The organism is Undibacterium sp. WLHG33, assembly GCF_049544815.1.
Lineage (GTDB): Bacteria > Pseudomonadota > Gammaproteobacteria > Burkholderiales > Burkholderiaceae_D > Undibacterium.
The window spans coordinates 147,774-165,414 of sequence record NZ_CP186697.1; the positions used below are offsets into that span (position 1 = coordinate 147,774).

General features: G+C 47.0%; 16 protein-coding genes. 8 read left to right on the forward strand and 8 right to left on the reverse strand.

What is annotated here, in order from left to right; genetic code table 11:
• Window positions 1-13: 13 nt before the first annotated feature.
• The 3 genes from ACOTSW_RS00685 to ACOTSW_RS00695 are packed head-to-tail and all read right to left on the reverse strand — an operon-like array spanning window position 14 to window position 5,950.
• Window positions 14-3,094, reverse strand: a complete 3,081-nt coding sequence (locus ACOTSW_RS00685; protein ID WP_423682372.1) for a type I restriction endonuclease subunit R — start codon at window positions 3,092-3,094, stop codon at window positions 14-16.
• A 2-nt stretch (window positions 3,095-3,096) separates the two neighbouring features.
• Window positions 3,097-4,410 carry a restriction endonuclease subunit S gene (locus tag ACOTSW_RS00690; protein WP_423680453.1) on the reverse strand — a complete coding sequence of 438 codons (1,314 nt, stop codon included), beginning with the start codon at window positions 4,408-4,410 and terminating at the stop codon, window positions 3,097-3,099.
• Window positions 4,400-5,950, reverse strand: a complete 1,551-nt coding sequence (locus tag ACOTSW_RS00695) for a type I restriction-modification system subunit M (protein ID WP_423680454.1) — start codon at window positions 5,948-5,950, stop codon at window positions 4,400-4,402. Before ACOTSW_RS00695 ends, ACOTSW_RS00690 begins: the two co-directional genes overlap by 11 nt.
• A gap of 372 nt (window positions 5,951-6,322) precedes the next feature.
• On the opposite strand from ACOTSW_RS00695, the gene ACOTSW_RS00700 reads away from it, so the two are divergent.
• Window positions 6,323-6,721, forward strand: coding sequence for an MbcA/ParS/Xre antitoxin family protein (locus tag ACOTSW_RS00700; protein ID WP_423680455.1), 399 nt, complete (start codon window positions 6,323-6,325; stop codon window positions 6,719-6,721).
• 54 nt (window positions 6,722-6,775) lie between these two features.
• On the opposite strand, the gene ACOTSW_RS00705 is transcribed toward ACOTSW_RS00700, so the two are convergent.
• Complete coding sequence (locus tag ACOTSW_RS00705; RefSeq protein WP_423680456.1) at window positions 6,776-7,015, reverse strand: hypothetical protein; 240 nt, start codon at window positions 7,013-7,015, stop codon at window positions 6,776-6,778.
• A 344-nt stretch (window positions 7,016-7,359) separates the two neighbouring features.
• Between ACOTSW_RS00705 and ACOTSW_RS00710 the strand changes: the two genes are divergently transcribed.
• The 3 genes from ACOTSW_RS00710 to ACOTSW_RS00720 are packed head-to-tail and all read left to right on the forward strand — an operon-like array spanning window position 7,360 to window position 8,965.
• Window positions 7,360-8,331, forward strand: a complete 972-nt coding sequence (locus ACOTSW_RS00710; RefSeq protein ID WP_423680457.1) for a hypothetical protein — start codon at window positions 7,360-7,362, stop codon at window positions 8,329-8,331.
• Window positions 8,331-8,522 (forward strand): hypothetical protein, encoded by a 192-nt coding sequence (locus ACOTSW_RS00715; RefSeq protein WP_423680458.1) that lies wholly within the window; start codon window positions 8,331-8,333, stop codon window positions 8,520-8,522. The genes ACOTSW_RS00710 and ACOTSW_RS00715 overlap by 1 nt, the downstream gene beginning before the upstream one ends.
• A 56-nt stretch (window positions 8,523-8,578) precedes the next feature.
• Window positions 8,579-8,965: a hypothetical protein gene (locus ACOTSW_RS00720; RefSeq protein ID WP_423680460.1), complete on the forward strand. Its 387-nt coding sequence runs from the start codon at window positions 8,579-8,581 to the stop codon at window positions 8,963-8,965.
• Window positions 8,966-8,982: 17 nt separating this feature from the next.
• On the opposite strand, the gene ACOTSW_RS00725 is transcribed toward ACOTSW_RS00720, so the two are convergent.
• Together ACOTSW_RS00725 and ACOTSW_RS00730 are read right to left on the reverse strand one after the other, a co-directional pair.
• Window positions 8,983-9,930: a retron St85 family RNA-directed DNA polymerase gene (locus tag ACOTSW_RS00725; protein ID WP_423680461.1), complete on the reverse strand. Its 948-nt coding sequence runs from the start codon at window positions 9,928-9,930 to the stop codon at window positions 8,983-8,985.
• Complete coding sequence (locus tag ACOTSW_RS00730) at window positions 9,927-10,883, reverse strand: retron St85 family effector protein (RefSeq protein ID WP_423680462.1); 957 nt, start codon at window positions 10,881-10,883, stop codon at window positions 9,927-9,929. Before ACOTSW_RS00730 ends, ACOTSW_RS00725 begins: the two co-directional genes overlap by 4 nt.
• A 1,199-nt stretch (window positions 10,884-12,082) precedes the next feature.
• Between ACOTSW_RS00730 and ACOTSW_RS00735 the strand changes: the two genes are divergently transcribed.
• From ACOTSW_RS00735 to ACOTSW_RS00745, 3 genes are read left to right on the forward strand one after another with little or no spacing between them, the layout of a single operon-like run.
• A complete protein-coding gene (locus ACOTSW_RS00735; protein ID WP_423680463.1) occupies window positions 12,083-12,319 on the forward strand; it encodes a DUF4113 domain-containing protein in 237 nt (78 codons plus the stop codon).
• Between the two features lie 28 nt (window positions 12,320-12,347).
• Window positions 12,348-13,016, forward strand: a complete 669-nt coding sequence (locus ACOTSW_RS00740) for an SOS response-associated peptidase (protein ID WP_423680464.1) — start codon at window positions 12,348-12,350, stop codon at window positions 13,014-13,016.
• Between the two features lie 56 nt (window positions 13,017-13,072).
• Window positions 13,073-13,792: a DNA/RNA non-specific endonuclease gene (locus ACOTSW_RS00745; RefSeq protein WP_423680465.1), complete on the forward strand. Its 720-nt coding sequence runs from the start codon at window positions 13,073-13,075 to the stop codon at window positions 13,790-13,792.
• Between the two features lie 33 nt (window positions 13,793-13,825).
• On the opposite strand, the gene ACOTSW_RS00750 is transcribed toward ACOTSW_RS00745, so the two are convergent.
• A complete protein-coding gene (locus ACOTSW_RS00750) occupies window positions 13,826-14,296 on the reverse strand; it encodes a cyclic-phosphate processing receiver domain-containing protein (RefSeq protein WP_423680466.1) in 471 nt (156 codons plus the stop codon).
• Between the two features lie 914 nt (window positions 14,297-15,210).
• On the reverse strand, window positions 15,211-16,101 hold the full coding sequence (locus ACOTSW_RS00755; protein ID WP_423680468.1) for a hypothetical protein: 891 nt from the start codon (window positions 16,099-16,101) through the stop codon (window positions 15,211-15,213).
• A gap of 287 nt (window positions 16,102-16,388) precedes the next feature.
• Between ACOTSW_RS00755 and ACOTSW_RS00760 the strand changes: the two genes are divergently transcribed.
• Window positions 16,389-17,303 (forward strand): hypothetical protein, encoded by a 915-nt coding sequence (locus tag ACOTSW_RS00760; protein ID WP_423680469.1) that lies wholly within the window; start codon window positions 16,389-16,391, stop codon window positions 17,301-17,303.
• The last annotated feature ends 338 nt before the right edge of the window (window positions 17,304-17,641 follow it).

A 17,641-nucleotide genomic window follows, 5' to 3' on the forward strand; every position in this document is an offset into this window, starting at 1 on the left:
AATTCACCTAACGTCAGCACCATTCAGCACTGAGACTTTCCGCCTGCTGCAGTACAGTCTGGACTGCTTCTTCTTGTTGATCTGGCGGATACTTGTATTTCCGCAGTATCCGCTTCACCATCAGCCGCAATTTTGCGCGGACGCTTTCACGCTGCGACCAATCGACGCTGACATTCTGGCGAAGATTTTCTGTCAATTCGTGCGCAATCAGTTTCAGCGTTTCGTCACTGAGTTCACGAACCGCAGATTCATTGTTTGCGAGGGCATCATAGAAGCGTATTTCATCGTCAGTCAGCCCCAGCGACTCATTACGATTGGCAGCTTCCTTGAACTTTTTCGCCATCTCAATCAGTTCTTCGATGACCTGTGCAGTTTCGATTGACCGGTTCTGATAGCGTTTGATGACATCAGCCAGTAAGTCGGAAAATTTCTTGTTCTGGACGACATTGCCGCCGAATTTGCTTTTAATTTCGCCTTCAAGCAAACGTTCCAACAGTTCAACGGCCAGATTACGTTCTGGTAGATTACGCACCTCTGCCAGAAACTCATCATCAAGCAAACCGATATTGGGCTTTTCCAAGCCGACTGCATCAAAAATATCGACAACCTGGTCAGACACCACAGCCTGTCCGATGATTTGTCGGATTGCCAGTTCGCGTTCTTCGTCCGTTTTTTTCTTGCTGCTGATTTCTCGCTTGGTCAGTAACACTTTGACAGCTTGAAAGAATGCGACCTCTTCACGCACGGCCTTGGCTTCATCTAAGGTGCAGCAGAGTGAAAAAGCTTTGCTCATTGCAAGAGCATGATCAGCCCAACGCTTCTTACCGTCCTTATCAGCCAGCACATAGTTGGCGGCACCAGCGAGAAGCTTGTGGCCACCCTTGAGGAAATTGCTGTAATCAAAGCCGTGTAGCATGGCTCGCAGCACTTCCAGCTTTTCTTCAAGCACCGCGTACGCTTCGTGAGCATCCACGGTTGGGCGTCCACGGCCATTGCTGGCGGTGTATTCCTTCAATGCCTGTTTCAGATCGTTGGCAATGCCGATGTAATCAACGACCAGACCGCCTTGCTTGTCTTTAAATACCCGGTTGACCCGTGCAATTGCCTGCATCAGGTTATGCCCCTTCATGGGCTTATCGACATACAGCGTATGTACACAAGGAGCATCAAAGCCGGTCAGCCACATGTCACGCACGATCACCAGCCGCAGCGGATCAGCCGGATTCTTGAATCGCTTTTCCAGGTCCTTCTTGACCTGTTTTGAGTAGATGTGTGGCCGCAGTAAGGGCTTGTCGCTGGCGGAGCCGGTCATCACGATCTTGATGGCACCCTTGGCCGGGTCTTCGTCGTGCCAGTCTGGGCGTAGTTTGATGATTTCGTTATACAAGTGAACGCAGATGTCCCGGCTCATTGCCACGACCATCGCTTTGCCACTCTGTGCTTTGGATCGTTCTTCAAAATGCATGACCAGATCAGCAGCAACTTGCCGGATACGCGGTTCTGCCCCAACCACTTTTTCCAGGGCAGCCCATTTGCTTTTCAGCTTGGATTGCTCGTCGCCATCTTCATCTTCGGCAAGCTCATCGACTTCTGCATCCAGTTCGTCAAGCTCGGCTTCTTTTAGTCCCAGCTTGGCAAGGCGTGATTCGTAGTAGATGGCGACCGTTGCACCATCATCCTTGGCTTGCTGCATGTCATAGACATGGATGTAGTCGCCAAACACGGCGCGGGTATCACGGTCTTCTCCAGAAACAGGCGTGCCGGTGAAGGCAACGAAAGTTGCATTGGGCAGTGCATCGCGAAGATGCTGGGCATAGCCAACTTGATAGCCCTTGGCATCGCCCTTGAACTTGGCTTCAAAGCCATACTGGGTGCGGTGTGCTTCATCGGCAATCACTACGATATTGCTACGTTCAGATAACACGGGAAAGCTGTCTTCATCTTCACCCGGCATGAACTTCTGAATCGTGGCAAACACGATGCCGCCAGATGGACGATTGCCTAACTTGGCGCGCAAATCACCACGGGTTTCTGCTTGCACGGGTTGCTCTCGCAGCAGGTCTTGCGCCAGCGAGAACACGCCGAACAACTGTCCGTCCAGATCATTGCGGTCGGTGATGACTACAATGGTCGGATTTTCCATCGCAGATTCGCGCATCACCCGTGCCGCAAAGCAGGTCATGGTGATGCTCTTGCCGCTACCTTGCGTATGCCAGACCACACCACCTTTATGGCTCCCGCCAGGTCGTGATGCGGACACGACTTGTTCAATAGCGGCACGCACGGCATGAAACTGGTGATAGCCTGCGATTTTCTTGATCAGTCCGCCATCATCTTCAAACAGCACGAAGAACCGCAGGTAGTCCAGCAGGTATGCCGGAGCGAGCACGCCACGTATCAGGGTTTCCAGCTCGTTAAACTGCCCGAGCGGGTCGATGTTGACGCCATCGATGGTTCGCCACTGCATGAAGCGTTCAGCGTCACTCGACAGCGAGCCTAAGCGTGCTTCGCTGCCGTCGGAGATGACCAGTACTTCGTTGTATTGGAAAACATCGGGAATCTGCTCTTTGTAGGTCTGTATCTGGTCGAACGCCTTCCAAATATCGGCGTTTTCATCGGCGGGATTCTTTAGTTCGAGCAGCACCAACGGCAGACCGTTCACAAACAAAATGATGTCAGGTCGGCGTGTATGCTTTGGGCCTTTGAGCGTGTATTGATTGATGGCCAGCCATTCGTTGGCAGCGACATCAACAAAATCAACCAGCCGCACAAAATCGCCGCGTGTTTCGCCATCTTTCTGATACTGCACTGGCACGCCATTGACCAGAAGGCCGTGAAAGTGCCGGTTCGCGGATAGCAAGACAGGAATGCCTAAGTCCATGACCTGCTTGAGTGCATCTTCACGGGCGACCAGCGGAATTGACGGATTCAAACGATTGATCGCACCACGCAAACGCTCAACAAGTAGCGGCTGGAGGTAGTTGCTACGCTCTGGCGTTTCGCCATCGGGTGCAATCGCATAGCCATTCACATACTGATAGCCAACTTCTTGCAGCCATCCCAAGGCTTCGTTTTCTAATTGTTCTTCGGTCATGCTCATGCTGTGGCCTCTTCAACAGCCTGTTTAGCTTCGGGGATGCGTAGCTGACCGGAGATTAGGCGGGGAAGGAGGGTGTCGCGAATGAAGCTCAAGCTTCCAATCGCTTCCAGATTTGCTTTGATTCGCTCCATTACTGGAGCAATTAAATCATCGAATGCCTTTATCGCAGATGCAGTTGGATAGACGACGGAAATTCCGTCCAGTGTATCGCGTGTAATCGTGTCAAATACCGAGCCATGCGACATCTGTTTCAGAACTTCGACAATTCTGGAGGTGCTGTAGTAGGTAAAGTATGAATCTTCAACTTTTCCACGCAAGCCGTAGCATGACTGATTCATCGCCATTGGCACGCCGGTTAGTGCAAGTTTTCCAACGGTGCCGCGAGCCGAAATAATAGTTGTACCGACTGGCAGGATTTTTGTCGATGAATTTTTTACGCCTGCATCAGTAATGTATTTTTCAGTGCGAACTACAAAGACATCGTGATTTGCAGGCGAATCCACAACCGAGAACCAAGGTATATCACCATTCCAATAATCGGCATTGCTTGTTTTCGGTGTTCCTCCGCCGATTACCGTGATAGTTTGACCGAAGGAAGTAGGCGTCCATCCGTATGGTACCAACCCCAATTCCGACTCTTCAAAACTATCAGGAAATAACGCAGAAGTTGCCTCATCCATGCCTTCCGGCATTTGGCCTTGCTGCTTGGCACGGACTGGGTCGAAATCGACGAACCATGACTTGAACAGGGCTTGGGCGATGGCTTCGAGTGTGGCGTTGGTCTCGCGGAGGAGTGCAATACGGTCGTCAATTGCACCAAGTGATCCTGCAATTTCACGCTGAACATCAATTGGCGGAGTCGGAATTTTCAATGCTTCAAGAACTGGTATGCGTAAGTTACTAACAGTTGATCCAGTTCCTTCATTCCAGCCAATTTGATTTTGAATATATGGTGACTGCAATGCGTAAAGCATATATCGCCCGTCAATTTTTGATGGATTAGGGCGAAGTAAAACCTGCCGCTGACCGAGGCAGCAAACTAATCCCGCAGGGATCTGACAGACATCTCCCATTGGTGCTTCACGAGTAATAACAATGTCGCCACATTGCGGTGCAGCTCGCTTAATGCGTCCTTTGAAATGGTCGTCGTCAGTGAAGCTTGGTTGAGTCAAATCAAGTCTTCCACCTTTGATATTTTGATTCCTTAAAACAACATACCCACTTTCAGTCCATTTTGGCGTTGCGTGCGGACAATCCACCACTAGCAGACACAATGAATTAAGAGTGTTCTCACAGTGATCAGAACTCATAACCGAGTCCTCCAAGTTTCTGGCGAATCAAGGCATCCAGTTCCGCCCCCTTAGCCATCTGTTCGCCAAGCTTTTCAGTGAGCTTTTGCATCTTGTCGGCAAAGGCTTCGTCGTCGTCTTGAACTTCTTCAGCACCAACATATCGGCCCGGGGTCAGAACATGACCATGCTCAGCGATTTCTGCAAGCGGCACACTGCGGCAATACCCGGCAATGTCCGCGTACACTTCTGCACTTTCGCCACGCCATGCGGCAACCGTGTTTGCAATACGGTCGATAACCTCATCTGTGAATTCACACTGAACGCGGCTGATCATGCTACCCAACTTGCGAGCGTCGATGAACAGTACTTCGCCTTTGCGTATTGTCTTTTGCTTGGCAAGGAACCATAAGCAAGCTGGAATTTGCGTATTGAAGAACAACTGGCCGGGCAATGCGATCATGACTTCAACGACATCTGCATCCACCATGGCGCGACGAATCTCGCCTTCGCTATTCTGGCTGGAACTCATGCTGCCGTTGGCCAGCACAATACCGGCACGGCCAGTTGGTTTTAAGTGGTACAGCATGTGCTGCAACCACGCATAGTTAGCATTACCTTGAGGTGGTGTGCCATATACCCAGCGCGGATCACCTTCTAAACTGCCATGCCACCAGTCACTGATGTTGAATGGGGGATTAGCCAAAATGAAATCGGCACGAAGGTCAGGATGTTGATTGCGTCTAAACGTATCATCCGGTTCACGGCCAAGGTTGTAGTCAATGCCGCGAATCGCCAGATTCATTGCCGCCAGCCGCCATGTGGTAGGGTTGGCTTCCTGACCGTAAATACTGACATCACCAAGTTTGCCACCGTGGGCTTCGATGAAGCGCTCAGACTGCACGAACATACCTCCAGAACCGCAGCAAGGGTCATACACCTTGCCATGATGCGGAGCCAGCACAGCGACCAGCGTTTTAACGATACTGGCTGGTGTGTAGAACTGACCGCCACGTTTGCCTTCCGCACTGGCAAACATGCCAAGGAAATATTCGTAGACCTGCCCGAGCACATCACGGGCAGTGCTGGCATCCACGCCAAAACCGATCTGCGATACCAGATCGACCAACTCACCCAGTTTGCCATCTGGCAGTTGAGCACGGGCATAGCGTTTATCCAGTATGCCCTTGAGCTTGGGATTTTCAACTTCGATGATGGATAACGCATCATCAATGCGTTTGCCGATGTCGGATTGCTTCGCATTCGCACGAAGGCTTTCCCAGCGTGCCGCTTCTGGCACCCAGAACACATTCACCTCGCGGTAATAGTCGCGGTCTTCCAGTTCTTCAACCAGTAATTCGGCGTCCGCATCATGCAGGAAGTAGTCGTCGCTTGGATCAGCAAAGCGGCGCGTCAGTTCTTCACGGCGGCTTTGAAAGGTATCGGAAATGTATTTAACAAAGATCAGACCTAAAACCAGATGTTTGTATTCGGCAGCATCCATGTTGGCGCGGAGTTTGTCAGCCGTCGCCCAGAGTGTTTTTTTGATGTCGTCAATCATTGAGCTATTTTGTTAATTTGCTATAAGTCTGTATGTGTTTTTGGGACATTATCACCTACTTCAGCAGCTATTTTCTTGTTGATTTCACAAATATCCCTTGATCAACTGAGGCATTGTTAATTTTTTTGGATTTATCTGTACTCATGCTTCAACGATCAAATAAAAATCGAATATTGGCCGGTCAATCAAATGGGGGAACATTTATTTTTCATCGCCAAGAAGTGAGCTTCACTCGTTATTTGGTTGTACCGCAGAAAATCTCCGGAAGTACAGACCATCCCATCTCAATGGTAGTGTTTTTCATCTGAGAATGTGAGATCAATATCCAAATATCTACTAGAATAAATATAAAGAACAGATATGGATCTTTCTATGAGCACAACTGCAGTTAATCCAAAACCAGAAGCACAGCAATTATCTGCTATTGGTCTCAAGACCTTTTTCAACATCGCATCCGCATGGAAGTTGAAGAGTGATCAGGAGATGATTTTACTGGGTTCGCCAAGTCGCTCCAATTTTTATAACTGGAAGCGGAATCCATCTGCTGCCAATCTCAGCCGGGATACACTGGAGCGTATTTCTTACATTTTAGGAATATACAAAGCACTGCAGATTCTATTGCCAGATCCTAAAGCAGCTGACGAATGGATTTCAAAGCCAAACGCAGAAGCTATATTCGGAGGAGAGTCTGCCTTGGCCAGAATGTTGTCTGGCAATGTGTCCGACTTGTTCGTGGTACGGCAATACCTCGATGCTATTCGGACAGGATGAATGATCCAATGGCGTACATTCACTAGAAGCCAGGATAGTGCAGGAGATAACTCACTATAAATCTTTAATTTTGTTGCAAAGTGCGTCAAATTCCGCTTTCACTGCTTGCCTGAAATCTTCCCGAGAGGGGCGGTTGTTCTCATCCGAAAAAATATCTTTCAACTCCAAGCTTCTCGTATCCATCGTCGCCACCGCATATTCCAAAAAGCTGTTATAGCCTTCTGGCGGCCTCAGCCCATGTCCGGCCCACGCTGCAAATGGTACGAGATTTGATGGATTTTTGTGGTCATCCATGCTTAACTCCTTCAGACATAAGTGTGAGATAACGGTAAAAATAACTTATAACGCGCAGAGTTTTAAAGACTTAGTTTCTTAGAATTCCAAAAAAAACTCAAAATTTAACATCTCATTGAACAATTTATAGAGTTTAATCCTTCGCCTCACCATTTTGACAATTGAGGGCTCTGTGGCAATAGCCGAAGCGGAGTGTGTAGCTGTGATGAGCTAACTCCAGAGCTGGGATCGTCTATGAAAAAGATTAATGAGTTAATGAAATTATTCAGTTACGGGGTGAGTGATAGTATTCAGAATGCACTAGTACCGCAAATCTATTATTTTTATGAGATCAAATCCTCATCATGTCCGAATTAATATTGAAACCTGGCCCTGTCCTTTTATGGCGTAAGTGGGAATACGACGAAGTGACGGAAGAAGGGGGCTATGTTGATCTCGATATCACTACAGCGGCGCACGAATACTTATTTGAATCTATCACGATTGAAAAGGATGTCTTGCTGGCAGACATTTTTCGGTTGCTCGACGCTGCCCCGATATTGACTGCGATATTACGACGAGACTTTAGCGATGAATTATTGGCTGAAGCCAGGAAAGGTGCTTCTTCGTCCTGGAGTCATGACTATGCACCTGATGCCATTGAATTTTTAGAGCTCTATCAAACGTGGCATCTGAATACCGCAACGCGTGAATATGATCCCATACATCGATTGGATTTTCATGGCGTAGGGTATCTGTTACGTGAAGACTACGATTTTGGAAATGGAAATATCCATCCTGCAGGAACAAGAATCCACTGGAGTGTTTCTACAACACCTCTTCGCGAGTTACTTCTTATCCCTATACGCTACAACCAAGTCGTCAGCATTTGCGAAAACGATCTCTCTGCAAAAAAATATGGACACGAATTAGAAAAAATCCAGCTGATGGGAATCAATTTAGGACAAGTTCTGCACGGTATTTTATGGGAATTGTCTTGGCATGGAGGGTCGGAGACACAGTCTCAGTTTGTCGAAGAACTGAACGCGCAGGTAGAGGATATCAATAATCACCGTCCAGACGCTGTTTCCGCTATAGATCCTTACAGTGAAGAAGGTATTTTGGTTCAATTAGATGAACCAGGATTTCAGGCATTTTTCCTGGATATTGGAACACATACCAAAAAAGAGATCGCTTACACGCTACATGATCTCGAAGATGATGAACCTGTTCAGGCGGGATTGAGGGAACGTCTCAGTGAGGAAGTTTCCATCAAGCCAGAATTCGCCACGATGGCAGCACGTGCTTTCAGAACCTTATTTCGCGAGGCGAAATAATGACATCAGCCAACACAGTTCCTAAACGGTGGACAGCAACTTTAATTGATACTGGTGATGGGAGCGGCGATGCGATGATTGAGTTACCAGAGGATCTATTGGCAAAGATGGATTTGCACATTGGTGATTCGGTGGAGGTTGAGGTCTCGGAAGACAAATCGAAAATACTGATGAGAAAAATAAATCCGTAAATCAAATAGTTGATACGATATATCTTAAGGAATGCACTTGTTTTTAGTCTATACGAATGACATCGTTAAAAAAATCAGGTCAAATGGCTGCATCTCAGGCGCTGGTGAGTGCTGACCGCCATGCCGCTGAGTGCTCACTGATCGGTGCAAAGCTTTCGTATTTGGACAATGCAGTGAACGGCGATACTCGTCTGAGGCTGTGTGAAAATGCAGAAAAATTTGCGCTCTTCAAAAATCAGGCTCTCAAAACGCGCTGCGCCGTTTTCTCGATGCAAGGAATAGTCATTCAACCCGCTAATTTTTTGAGTTTTGGAGTTTTCACACAGCCTAGCCCCGAAGCGATCGGTCTTACTGTTGCTAGTTTCCCTTTACCGAGTCTTTCGAGTTTAACTATTTTAGTAGGGCACGCGCCGTCTGTCGTACACTGCCTTAGTTATCATTAAGTATCGGCGAGCTAGTATTACAAAGCTCGTCCAGCCATTTGTTCACGCAGAATTGCGTTTACAACTTCATCTGAATACTTCTGCCTCATCCTGGCGATGAAGTTTGGCTCGATGTGATGTGCGTGAGCAATCAAACCCTTAAGCCTCATCGCAGCATCTTCTTGTAGCGCCCCATACCTAAACGAATTGATGAGTGATGCAATCTCGCGTTTGCGTTCCCGTCCAATAGAGAGTTCATTATTGTTGGTTAGAACAATGCCAGTCACGTGACGATTGAATCGTTTTGACGAAAACACCGTCTTGCTACTGTTTATTCTTATCTTCTTGAAGCAATGCTCAGTGAGGAGTGCTGCGACAATCTTAGGGAGGTCGAAAAGTATATTTTTGTCATTAGTCGTGAACGTCAAGTCATCGGCATATCGTGTATACGAAATCTTCCTCTCAACACAAAATTCCATCATCGCTTGGTCAAAGGTATTCATCACAAAGTTCGAAAGGAATGGTGAACTTGGTGCGCCAATGCTCATTCGCAGGCGTGCTCGCCGAGTTGAGCGAAAGAATAGTGCATGCTCTAAGAAGACTTTGTCCACTTGTTCGAACTCCACACCTGAGGACTTTGCAACAGCGAAAAAGAGTTCCGGGGTGATGCTAGGAAAGAAGTTCTTAAAATCCATTTTTAGCAAGTAGCGACTATTCAAATGCCGAAGTGCGTTCAAGCGTATGCCTGTTTCTTTTTCATAGGCGGTCGCCGCTTTGTGTACTCGTAGAACATTTCTGAGTTCGTCAACTATCATGCGTTGAATGAATTTTGATTCTCTTGACGGTTGGGCAATCAGCCGCATTTCCATGCCATTTCGCTTGAGAATTTCGTATTTCTTATATCGGCGCGGCATTGTCAGGGCGAACCGAAGCAGCTCTCCCTCGGACATCAGAAGTTTGTCAGCCAATGTGGAAAATATACTCATTTCATCCCCAACTTCAGCTTGTTGATTTGCTTCAATGCCAAAGCACGTTTTTTCGATAGTTCGTCATCGCCCAAGATGTAGATAGTTTTAAATGCCATCACAATTGCCTGGGTGTCGCGAGTTTTTCCCTTCGTATCCGTGCCGAATTTAATTCGACGTACGCTTCCAGGTTTGTCGAAGTAATAGGTAACGCCGCTATATACGACGTGCGATATCAAGTCTACTTTTTCAAGCAAGTACAGCAAACGTGTAACGGTCTTGGGCTCTTGGTCGAGCTTGAATGCCATCAATGCGTATTCGATTTCGGTAACCGTAATGGGATGCGCCAACATTACAATATCGTGGATGAGCAATGCAATGTGCGCCGGGTTGGAATCTGAAAACTTTTGAGTTTTCTGCATTTTTTCAAGCTTTTGCTTGATGTCGCCGACCATCAGTTTCAGATGTTCATACTCGAGCTCGTCCTTGCTTGGCCAAGGATAGATGAAAACTGAGTCGGCATCTTGGCGCTTGATGTATGCCAACGGACCCAAGTAAATAAATGAATCCTCGGCAGCTACTTCTTCATGTGGGGCGATGACAAGCAGTTTCCCTGCAGTTGTGGGGTCCATGCAAAACAGGCCGAGCTCAACCATAGAACCTGGGCTTTCAAGACATACAACGATTAACGTAGCAATGTTGGCGATGTCGGCTTCGAACTCAAGGAGGTCCGAGTATGCTCCCTCTTTGAAATAATCTTTGAAGTCCTCAGCCTGGATGCATGCATCGTGCAGGTCCGGTTCGTGCGCTGCAAAGTGTGCAACCAAGCGCTGACGAGCACTGAGTGGAATCTGCGCCTTGACATCAACTTCTCCGCCGCACAGGAACACACGAGGTGGCAAAAACGAGACGTTGAACTTCGCATGTTCGAAGAATTGGAACTCGACAATTAGTTGATCTTCAAACTTCTTCATCGTCCAAGTCGTAAAAAAGACGGCCTCGTGAAGAGGCCGTCTTCGTGGTTCCTTACCTAAAGGATGCGTTAAGAGCTCGCCTAACGCTCCTGAGGTATCGAAGGATCGTTAGGCGAGCTCTTAACGCAACCTAAATATCCTCAATAAATTTGTGTCTGGCTAATCGCCCGACAAGGACAAAAGCAATCAACTGCTAATCTGCCCTACGCGTAAGGTGAGACCAGCATACTCTTAAGAAAGCTTGTTGGCAATAATATGTTGCAAAATCAACCACGCGATGTGCAGTGTAGTTGCGAAGGCGTCATCTTCGAATCTGCTTTTACGGTGTTGTAACTCTCACACACTCTGTTGTTGTCACTGTTATGACACCGATCGAAGTGAATTATTGCCACAAAGGGAGCAATGTCATTTGCCATTAAAAGATGTCAGAAGGCGAAAATCTTTCTTTTGCACTACTCTGGCTCAACGAGGCTAAATATCCATTCAGCGTAAATCGCAAACAGTTGATCAAAGATGCTGTGTTTATCAACTTGGTTGCCCATATTAACAGCACTCGGAAGGTGATCTGTGCGACTGCCTATACTCTCTTCTGCACGCCGTATTCGATATTAATTTGCAGTAAAATTGTCCTGCACGCTAGAGTGTCATGGCTTGCTCATCACTCGAGTTTATCAAGAAATCGCCCATCGGCATGAACGCGCAAATAGTCGTGTCGCTCAAAAAGCAGTATTTGCAATTCTGGTGCCAAAGTCCGCATCCATTTATGTGCGTTTCCAATAATCGAACTGTCCGATGTAGGACGCCCCATAGGACATGATTAAATTCGTGGTTTTAATCTAGAGCGATCCGCTCGGTGCGCTCGGCCATTGTCGTATTGAGAGTATGCAGGTCACGATGATATTTAGACCATTTGTTTTTATGGTGCAGATCATTTTCCGAATTTCTCTCAAAACTTTCCAGTTCGACACGTCGCTCTAATGCGTAAGCATTGCGTGCTCGCGTCGCTAACCGCAGCCTTTAAAATCAATAGATGGTTCTCAAATTGTCTATTTCATCACGAATGATAGCGAAATAAACCTCTATCACATGCAGTGGCTTATTTGGAATGCCAATCGGCGGCTCATTTTAGATGCCATTTAATGGCTTATTTGAAATGTCAATCACTGGCTTATTTATAGTGACAATTGGTGGTCCATTTCATGCTAATACGCATTCTCAGCGAGATAAGCAACGTATCGGTGTATCAGGCAGATATGTTTGCCTCAGTACCAGAAAAGCCCGAACTCATGCAAACGCTGGATAGGATCAATCAGCGTTATGGCAAGGGCACGCTAAGGCTAAGCCGGGATGGTTCCCGACATTCATGGAAGATGCGACAAGAGAACAAGTCTTCGGAATATACGACAAACTGGAATGAATTACCCGTTTGCGACTAAGATAAAACCTTTTCTTCAAGATCGCCACATGTGCGTCAACTACACTCCTACTCGGAAAGAAACCCTCGCTGAATTTGGCGTCAACGGCCAGCAGTTAGACGATTACAAAGCAGAAACATGGCAAGACTATGCCGCGCCGATTATTCGGCACGATAGTCACGGAGAACGCGAAGTCATGCTGGGATCCTATGGCATGATTCCCAAGGACAAGATGCCTATTGGAGCAAAGCGGTATTCAACGATGAACGCGCGAGCTGAAACCATCGGTCAGTTGCGTACCTATGCAAAGCCATGGAGAGAAGGAATGTTGTGCTTGGTACCAATGAAACACTTTTTTGAACCTTGCTACGAGTCGGGTAAAGCAGAACGCTGGAGGATCGGTTTGAAAGAGGAGGCTGATTTTGCAGTCGCCGGGATTTATCAAGAATGGGATGAAATCGAGGGTGCCCAAACAAGTTACTCATTCACCCAGATCACGATCAATGCCGATGATCACCCGCTGATGAACCGCTTCCATAAGCCTGGCGACGAAAAACGCTCACTGGTAATCGTTCACCGGCGTCATTATGACGATTGGCTCAGTTGTAAGAATCCGGAATTCGCACGTTCATTTTTTAATTGCTACCCAGCCTCAGAAATGCAGGTCGAAGCAGTCAAAGCAAACCTTCAAGTCGAACGTCAAAGCTCTCTCTTTTAGCCGCTGACTGATTGATTATTCCGTCACTTCACACCTTACAAGGAAACCCCTGACTTATGTCACGCATTACCTTCGCTTTATTCATTCTGATCTCCAGTATCTCCAATGCATTTGCCGCCCAGGATTTTGCAGAGTGCAAACAGTTTTTCGTGAATGGCGCGGTACCGGTTGTCAGCAACCAATCGAATACCAGAGCACTTTGCTTTGATGAATTTGCCGTACTCCACTCAGGACAAAGTAAAACCCCTGTGTATGTCGCAGAGCGATTAAATAAAGAAAAGATCGACGCCAAAGTCAAACGTGCAAAGAAATTCTTTGCAGATGCCCGGCTACCAAGAGCAGAAAGAGCAGAGCTCGACGACTACAAATCCTCTGGATATGATCGCGGACACATGGCACCCGCAGGAGATATGGCCACAGACAATGGAATGGCCCAGTGCTTTTCGTTAGCCAACATGGTGCCGCAGAATCCAAAGAATAATCAAAAAATGTGGAACAGTATTGAAGTCGCTACCAGGAAGTATATAAAACGCACAGCAGGTGATGTCTATGTCATCACCGGTCCCGTATTTGATCGTACGCCAGAAACGATAGGCCAGAACCACGTCTGGGTACCGACTTACCTTTACAAATTAGTCTACGACATCACAACTAAAAAAGCGTGGGCCTACTGGATAGAAAATACGGACACAGCGCGAGTGACCCAACCGATCAGCTATGAAGAGTTGGTGAAGAGGACAGGGATACGGTTTTTACCTGATGGGAGCGTTTTGTAATCAGAATAAATGGCGACTTCGTGGATTATTTTTTCAGGTTTTAGAGAGGCGATCAATGGCTCGTATCCCTGCCTCCATTTTTTCTCTTGCGGAGGAGTTCGCTGAATGTACAGTGATCTTCGGAGGAATAAATCCACGCAAGGCGACAGCTTCTTCTATCCATACCACGACATCGTAGCCCGTACCTCGTTGGTCATTTCCTAAGTCGTGATCCAGACTGACTTCAGCAACCGCATTCGTCTCTAGCAGATCAATGACTTCGTCAGGCCAATACGTTCGCACCCAGCCTTCCGGTGTCGCACGTTCGTCGTCCAGAAATACACGCAGAGCTAACGAAGCTGGATCTGAGGAAGTGCGGGCAATATCAACCAGATTGTCGTGCGCCATCAGACGCTCATAGTCCTTGCTACCGAATTCCCGACCAATTGGCGCCATATTGAGCCATTCTTTATCCTCTTCATCCAGAATGGGATCGGAAGACGCTTTGCTGTCGCTATCAATCAATTGTCTCTCCCTGTGATTGTTAGAATGAAAATCTCAATTGTATCGAGAGTTGAGAATTTGTCGTGCCTTTAATGCTGCTAACGCTAGACAACATCAACTGTGGGCTTAGCCGGAATGTCATGCTTATAATGCAAACGTTCGTTCAGCTGATCCAGCAAGCGCGGTTTTTAAGGGATGATGTTTTTGTTGATCTATTTATACTGCATATTTAACCAGCATAATCAAATTTAGCTAATATCCATGCGGTTTTCAAGGGGATTACAACATGTTGACATTTTAATCATTGACAGTTAATGTTGCAAAATGAAAATGAAAATGAAAATGAAAATTAAAACACGTTAGGCATCGAAAGGAATCATGTGAAAACGAGTTTCGCCATTTGTCTCTCTATCGTTTGGGTTCTGGCTGCGTGTGCGTCGAATTCGAGCAGAACCGACCCATTTCCAGGTTCGGGCGGGTTGTTTCTAGGGACACCAAAGGCAGAAGATGTTCGAAGCGGTAAGGCTGTATTTGACCCAGCAAAATTTTCCAGCTTTAAGTTGGGCGTTACTACGAAACGGGAAGTCGCTGACTCATTGGGGTAGCCCGCTTGGTGGTCCACAGAGGCTGATGGCTCATCATCAATGGGGTACGACTATGTCCGAAAAGAAGCTTTCTTCGGCATGCAAAAGATCGAGCGAGCAACGTTCAAGTTCAATTCCAAGCTTGTGCTGGAAAAAGCCGACTATCCAACCAAGTAGTACTGTGTCGACGATGCCTAACATTTCCTTCCACGTGACGGCCTGCGGCCGCACGTGAAGTCAGGCATTAGGAACCAATATGGATTTCAACCCAAAGATCACTGATATTTCGAGCATCAAAGGCATAAGCTCAAGCTTCAACATATTTGTGGTCATTGCTGGCATCTTTCTTCTTCACGGTAGTTTCCGGGCAGCGTCATTAGTTCGTTGGTTCTTAGGTACGTATGCTGCGACACCAGCCGCAGCCAAGCCGGCGTTGCGGTGCTTTTCCAACTCCATTAGTTGCCGCGCTAGTTCTTCAGGAGCAATCATGCACTGGGGCATTCCGTCAGGCCTGTTGCCAATCAAATTTTTATCAATCGCCATCGCCTGGCTGTCTGTCAATCGGTTGATTTTTTTCGCTTCTTTATTACACCAATTGAGAAGCTTCAGCATGGTAGGGAAGTATTCGTCAACAATTATGACGAAGTTGCCCAAAACCTGAGGTCGTGGAAATCCAAATTCGATATCAGACTGACGAATAGCGCTGCTTACGTTTGGGTCCATCGCAGCGTGGGCTAGCTGATTCACCATGTGATACGCCTCTGGGTCTAACGTTTCACTATGTCGAACGAGAATCCTATCTGCGAGGTTCTTGAAGTCATGCAGCACCATGGGAAGGTACTGCCACCAGTTCATTCGAGGCGAGACGTTGGGTGTAGAGTTCATATCAAGATTGTTTCGGATTTTATTGATTGATTCGTCTGAGACAAGCTCGTCGATAGTCTTGGGAAGTTCACCTGGAACCGAGGCCATATAGGCCTGGAACCAAAATGTATAAATACGCGCGACCAGAAGGCGTACATCTTCCTGCGCAACGATTCGCTTTGGCATCAAACGCTTATTCTCCCTTAGCTCATACAGCCAGTCCACCACTAGAACAGTGGTCACCGTACCGATAAAACCTGTCCCTAAATTTGCGAGGATGCCGGACGTTTCTGGGCTAAAGTTGCCATGGTAGACGCCATAAAGCGTTAGTCCGGACAGGAGCAGAAAGATTGAGATGACGAGCAGTCTGGTTTGCATTTTCTACGTGTGGCGGAAGTGATAGATGATTGCTGCGTTGGGTATGGTAATAGTAACCGGCCAAGTCCGCTGATGGCCGAAACCGTCAAGCATACCTAAGAGTATTCAATAGTATTGACCGCATAGCCAGAAGGTTCAGGCGGACATGCGGGAAAAGTGCAAAGCGAACCAAATGCTCGAATCAAGCAGGAGATGAAAGTAATGATTCGATTAAAGACAATGCTATCGCTCTTTTACTTTCTTATGTCACATAATGTAGGGAAATTTTTGATTATTTAAAAATAGCTATGTCAAGATTAGGATTTGATAAAGAAACAGGGATGGTATACGAGGGGCGTGGCGATCCAAGCTATCCAATTTGGCCTACACCAGTCCTCGCGCAAGCGACTCTAATTGAGAGCCCGACCTGCTTCAAGCTCTTGCCGCATAATTTCGAGACCAATCCCTTTGCTTGGATGTTTAGAGAGGATTCTTTTGACCCCGTGAGCCGAGTGCGTAGAGGACGTTTATTCCAGAAATTTGGAAACAGTGGCTGGGAAAACACGCAAGTAGAGGTGCATCCAGCTCTTTCTTCAGATATGAGGTCAGTTGGGAGCAGCGGTAGAGTGAATAAAACGCTGGGTCTTTTTATCGAATGCACAGAACTACTCAGCAAACCAAATAAGGGCGAAGGTGCGCGCCTTGCAATTGGTGGAGTGAGCGCATTTTCTCTATGGCGCATCATTCAGACGGAACGTACCGTGAATCAAGACGTCCTCGTGACGCTCCGTGCTGAGTCAGCTTTTGGAATTCTTCCTGACTTAGACTTAAGCAAAATCAATCCTGAAAGTATCAAAAGGATTTCTTCGGCGATTGCTCGGGTTCTTGATGCTGCCTATCGGGAATTGCCGACGTCGGTTGTTGACCAATGTCGAAATGCAGCGACTGTGCTGATCTCACGCTGGATGTATCAGGAAACAAGCAGCGAGCAGCAAGAGGAAAAGGATCTTGGCGCATGGATAAACACGGTGAGAAATCACTTCAAAGAGCGACCGAAGATTGCTTTGTGTTCAGCGCTAGATATTATTAGCAAACTGCATCCACGAGGCAAGGATAATGAATTGGAAAAAATGCAGCTGCGTGCAGTCACGGACGAAGATGCAGAATTCGCTGTTCATACATTAGGCTTCATTATTCGTGAAATTGGCTGGTCTAAAGATTAAATACTGAGATTATTAAACCAGATTTTTTTGTTGTGCAGCCCAACGGTTATGCCTATATCGTATAGTTTAAGCTTCCTGATATTGGAAAAAATACTATTTTAGGTGGTGGGAATAGAGAAGCATTTGGTGCTTGGTTAAATTCATACATCTCTCAAACCAGCGTTTATTCAACTTACTTTGATGATCCTAATAACAGGCAATGGTTTGAAAAGAAGTATGGCTTCAAAGTATGCAAGCCACGAAGATGGCTCGTGGTTGGGCGGAGAAGTGACTTTGACTCTGATATTTGGCGTGAGATAGTTGCTGACTACAGAGACCTTGAAATAATGACTTTCGAT

Excerpts from the sequence above, each read along its gene's own strand:
- ACOTSW_RS00725 (WP_423680461.1), bottom strand. The coding sequence starts at position 9,930 with ATGAGTATATTTTCCACATTGGCTGACAAACTTCTGATGTCCGAGGGA.
- ACOTSW_RS00715 (WP_423680458.1), top strand. The coding sequence starts at position 8,331 with ATGACATCAGCCAACACAGTTCCTAAACGGTGGACAGCAACTTTAATT.
- ACOTSW_RS00685 (WP_423682372.1), bottom strand. The coding sequence starts at position 3,094 with ATGACCGAAGAACAATTAGAAAACGAAGCCTTGGGATGGCTGCAAGAA.
- ACOTSW_RS00720 (WP_423680460.1), top strand. The coding sequence starts at position 8,579 with ATGACATCGTTAAAAAAATCAGGTCAAATGGCTGCATCTCAGGCGCTG.
- ACOTSW_RS00745 (WP_423680465.1), top strand. The coding sequence starts at position 13,073 with ATGTCACGCATTACCTTCGCTTTATTCATTCTGATCTCCAGTATCTCC.
- ACOTSW_RS00690 (WP_423680453.1), bottom strand. The coding sequence starts at position 4,410 with ATGAGTTCTGATCACTGTGAGAACACTCTTAATTCATTGTGTCTGCTA.
- ACOTSW_RS00740 (WP_423680464.1), top strand. The coding sequence starts at position 12,348 with ATGTGCGTCAACTACACTCCTACTCGGAAAGAAACCCTCGCTGAATTT.
- ACOTSW_RS00730 (WP_423680462.1), bottom strand. The coding sequence starts at position 10,883 with ATGAAGAAGTTTGAAGATCAACTAATTGTCGAGTTCCAATTCTTCGAA.
- ACOTSW_RS00755 (WP_423680468.1), bottom strand. The coding sequence starts at position 16,101 with ATGCAAACCAGACTGCTCGTCATCTCAATCTTTCTGCTCCTGTCCGGA.
- ACOTSW_RS00735 (WP_423680463.1), top strand. The coding sequence starts at position 12,083 with ATGCTAATACGCATTCTCAGCGAGATAAGCAACGTATCGGTGTATCAG.
- ACOTSW_RS00710 (WP_423680457.1), top strand. The coding sequence starts at position 7,360 with ATGTCCGAATTAATATTGAAACCTGGCCCTGTCCTTTTATGGCGTAAG.
- ACOTSW_RS00760 (WP_423680469.1), top strand. The coding sequence starts at position 16,389 with ATGTCAAGATTAGGATTTGATAAAGAAACAGGGATGGTATACGAGGGG.
- ACOTSW_RS00705 (WP_423680456.1), bottom strand. The coding sequence starts at position 7,015 with ATGGATGACCACAAAAATCCATCAAATCTCGTACCATTTGCAGCGTGG.
- ACOTSW_RS00695 (WP_423680454.1), bottom strand. The coding sequence starts at position 5,950 with ATGATTGACGACATCAAAAAAACACTCTGGGCGACGGCTGACAAACTC.
- ACOTSW_RS00700 (WP_423680455.1), top strand. The coding sequence starts at position 6,323 with ATGAGCACAACTGCAGTTAATCCAAAACCAGAAGCACAGCAATTATCT.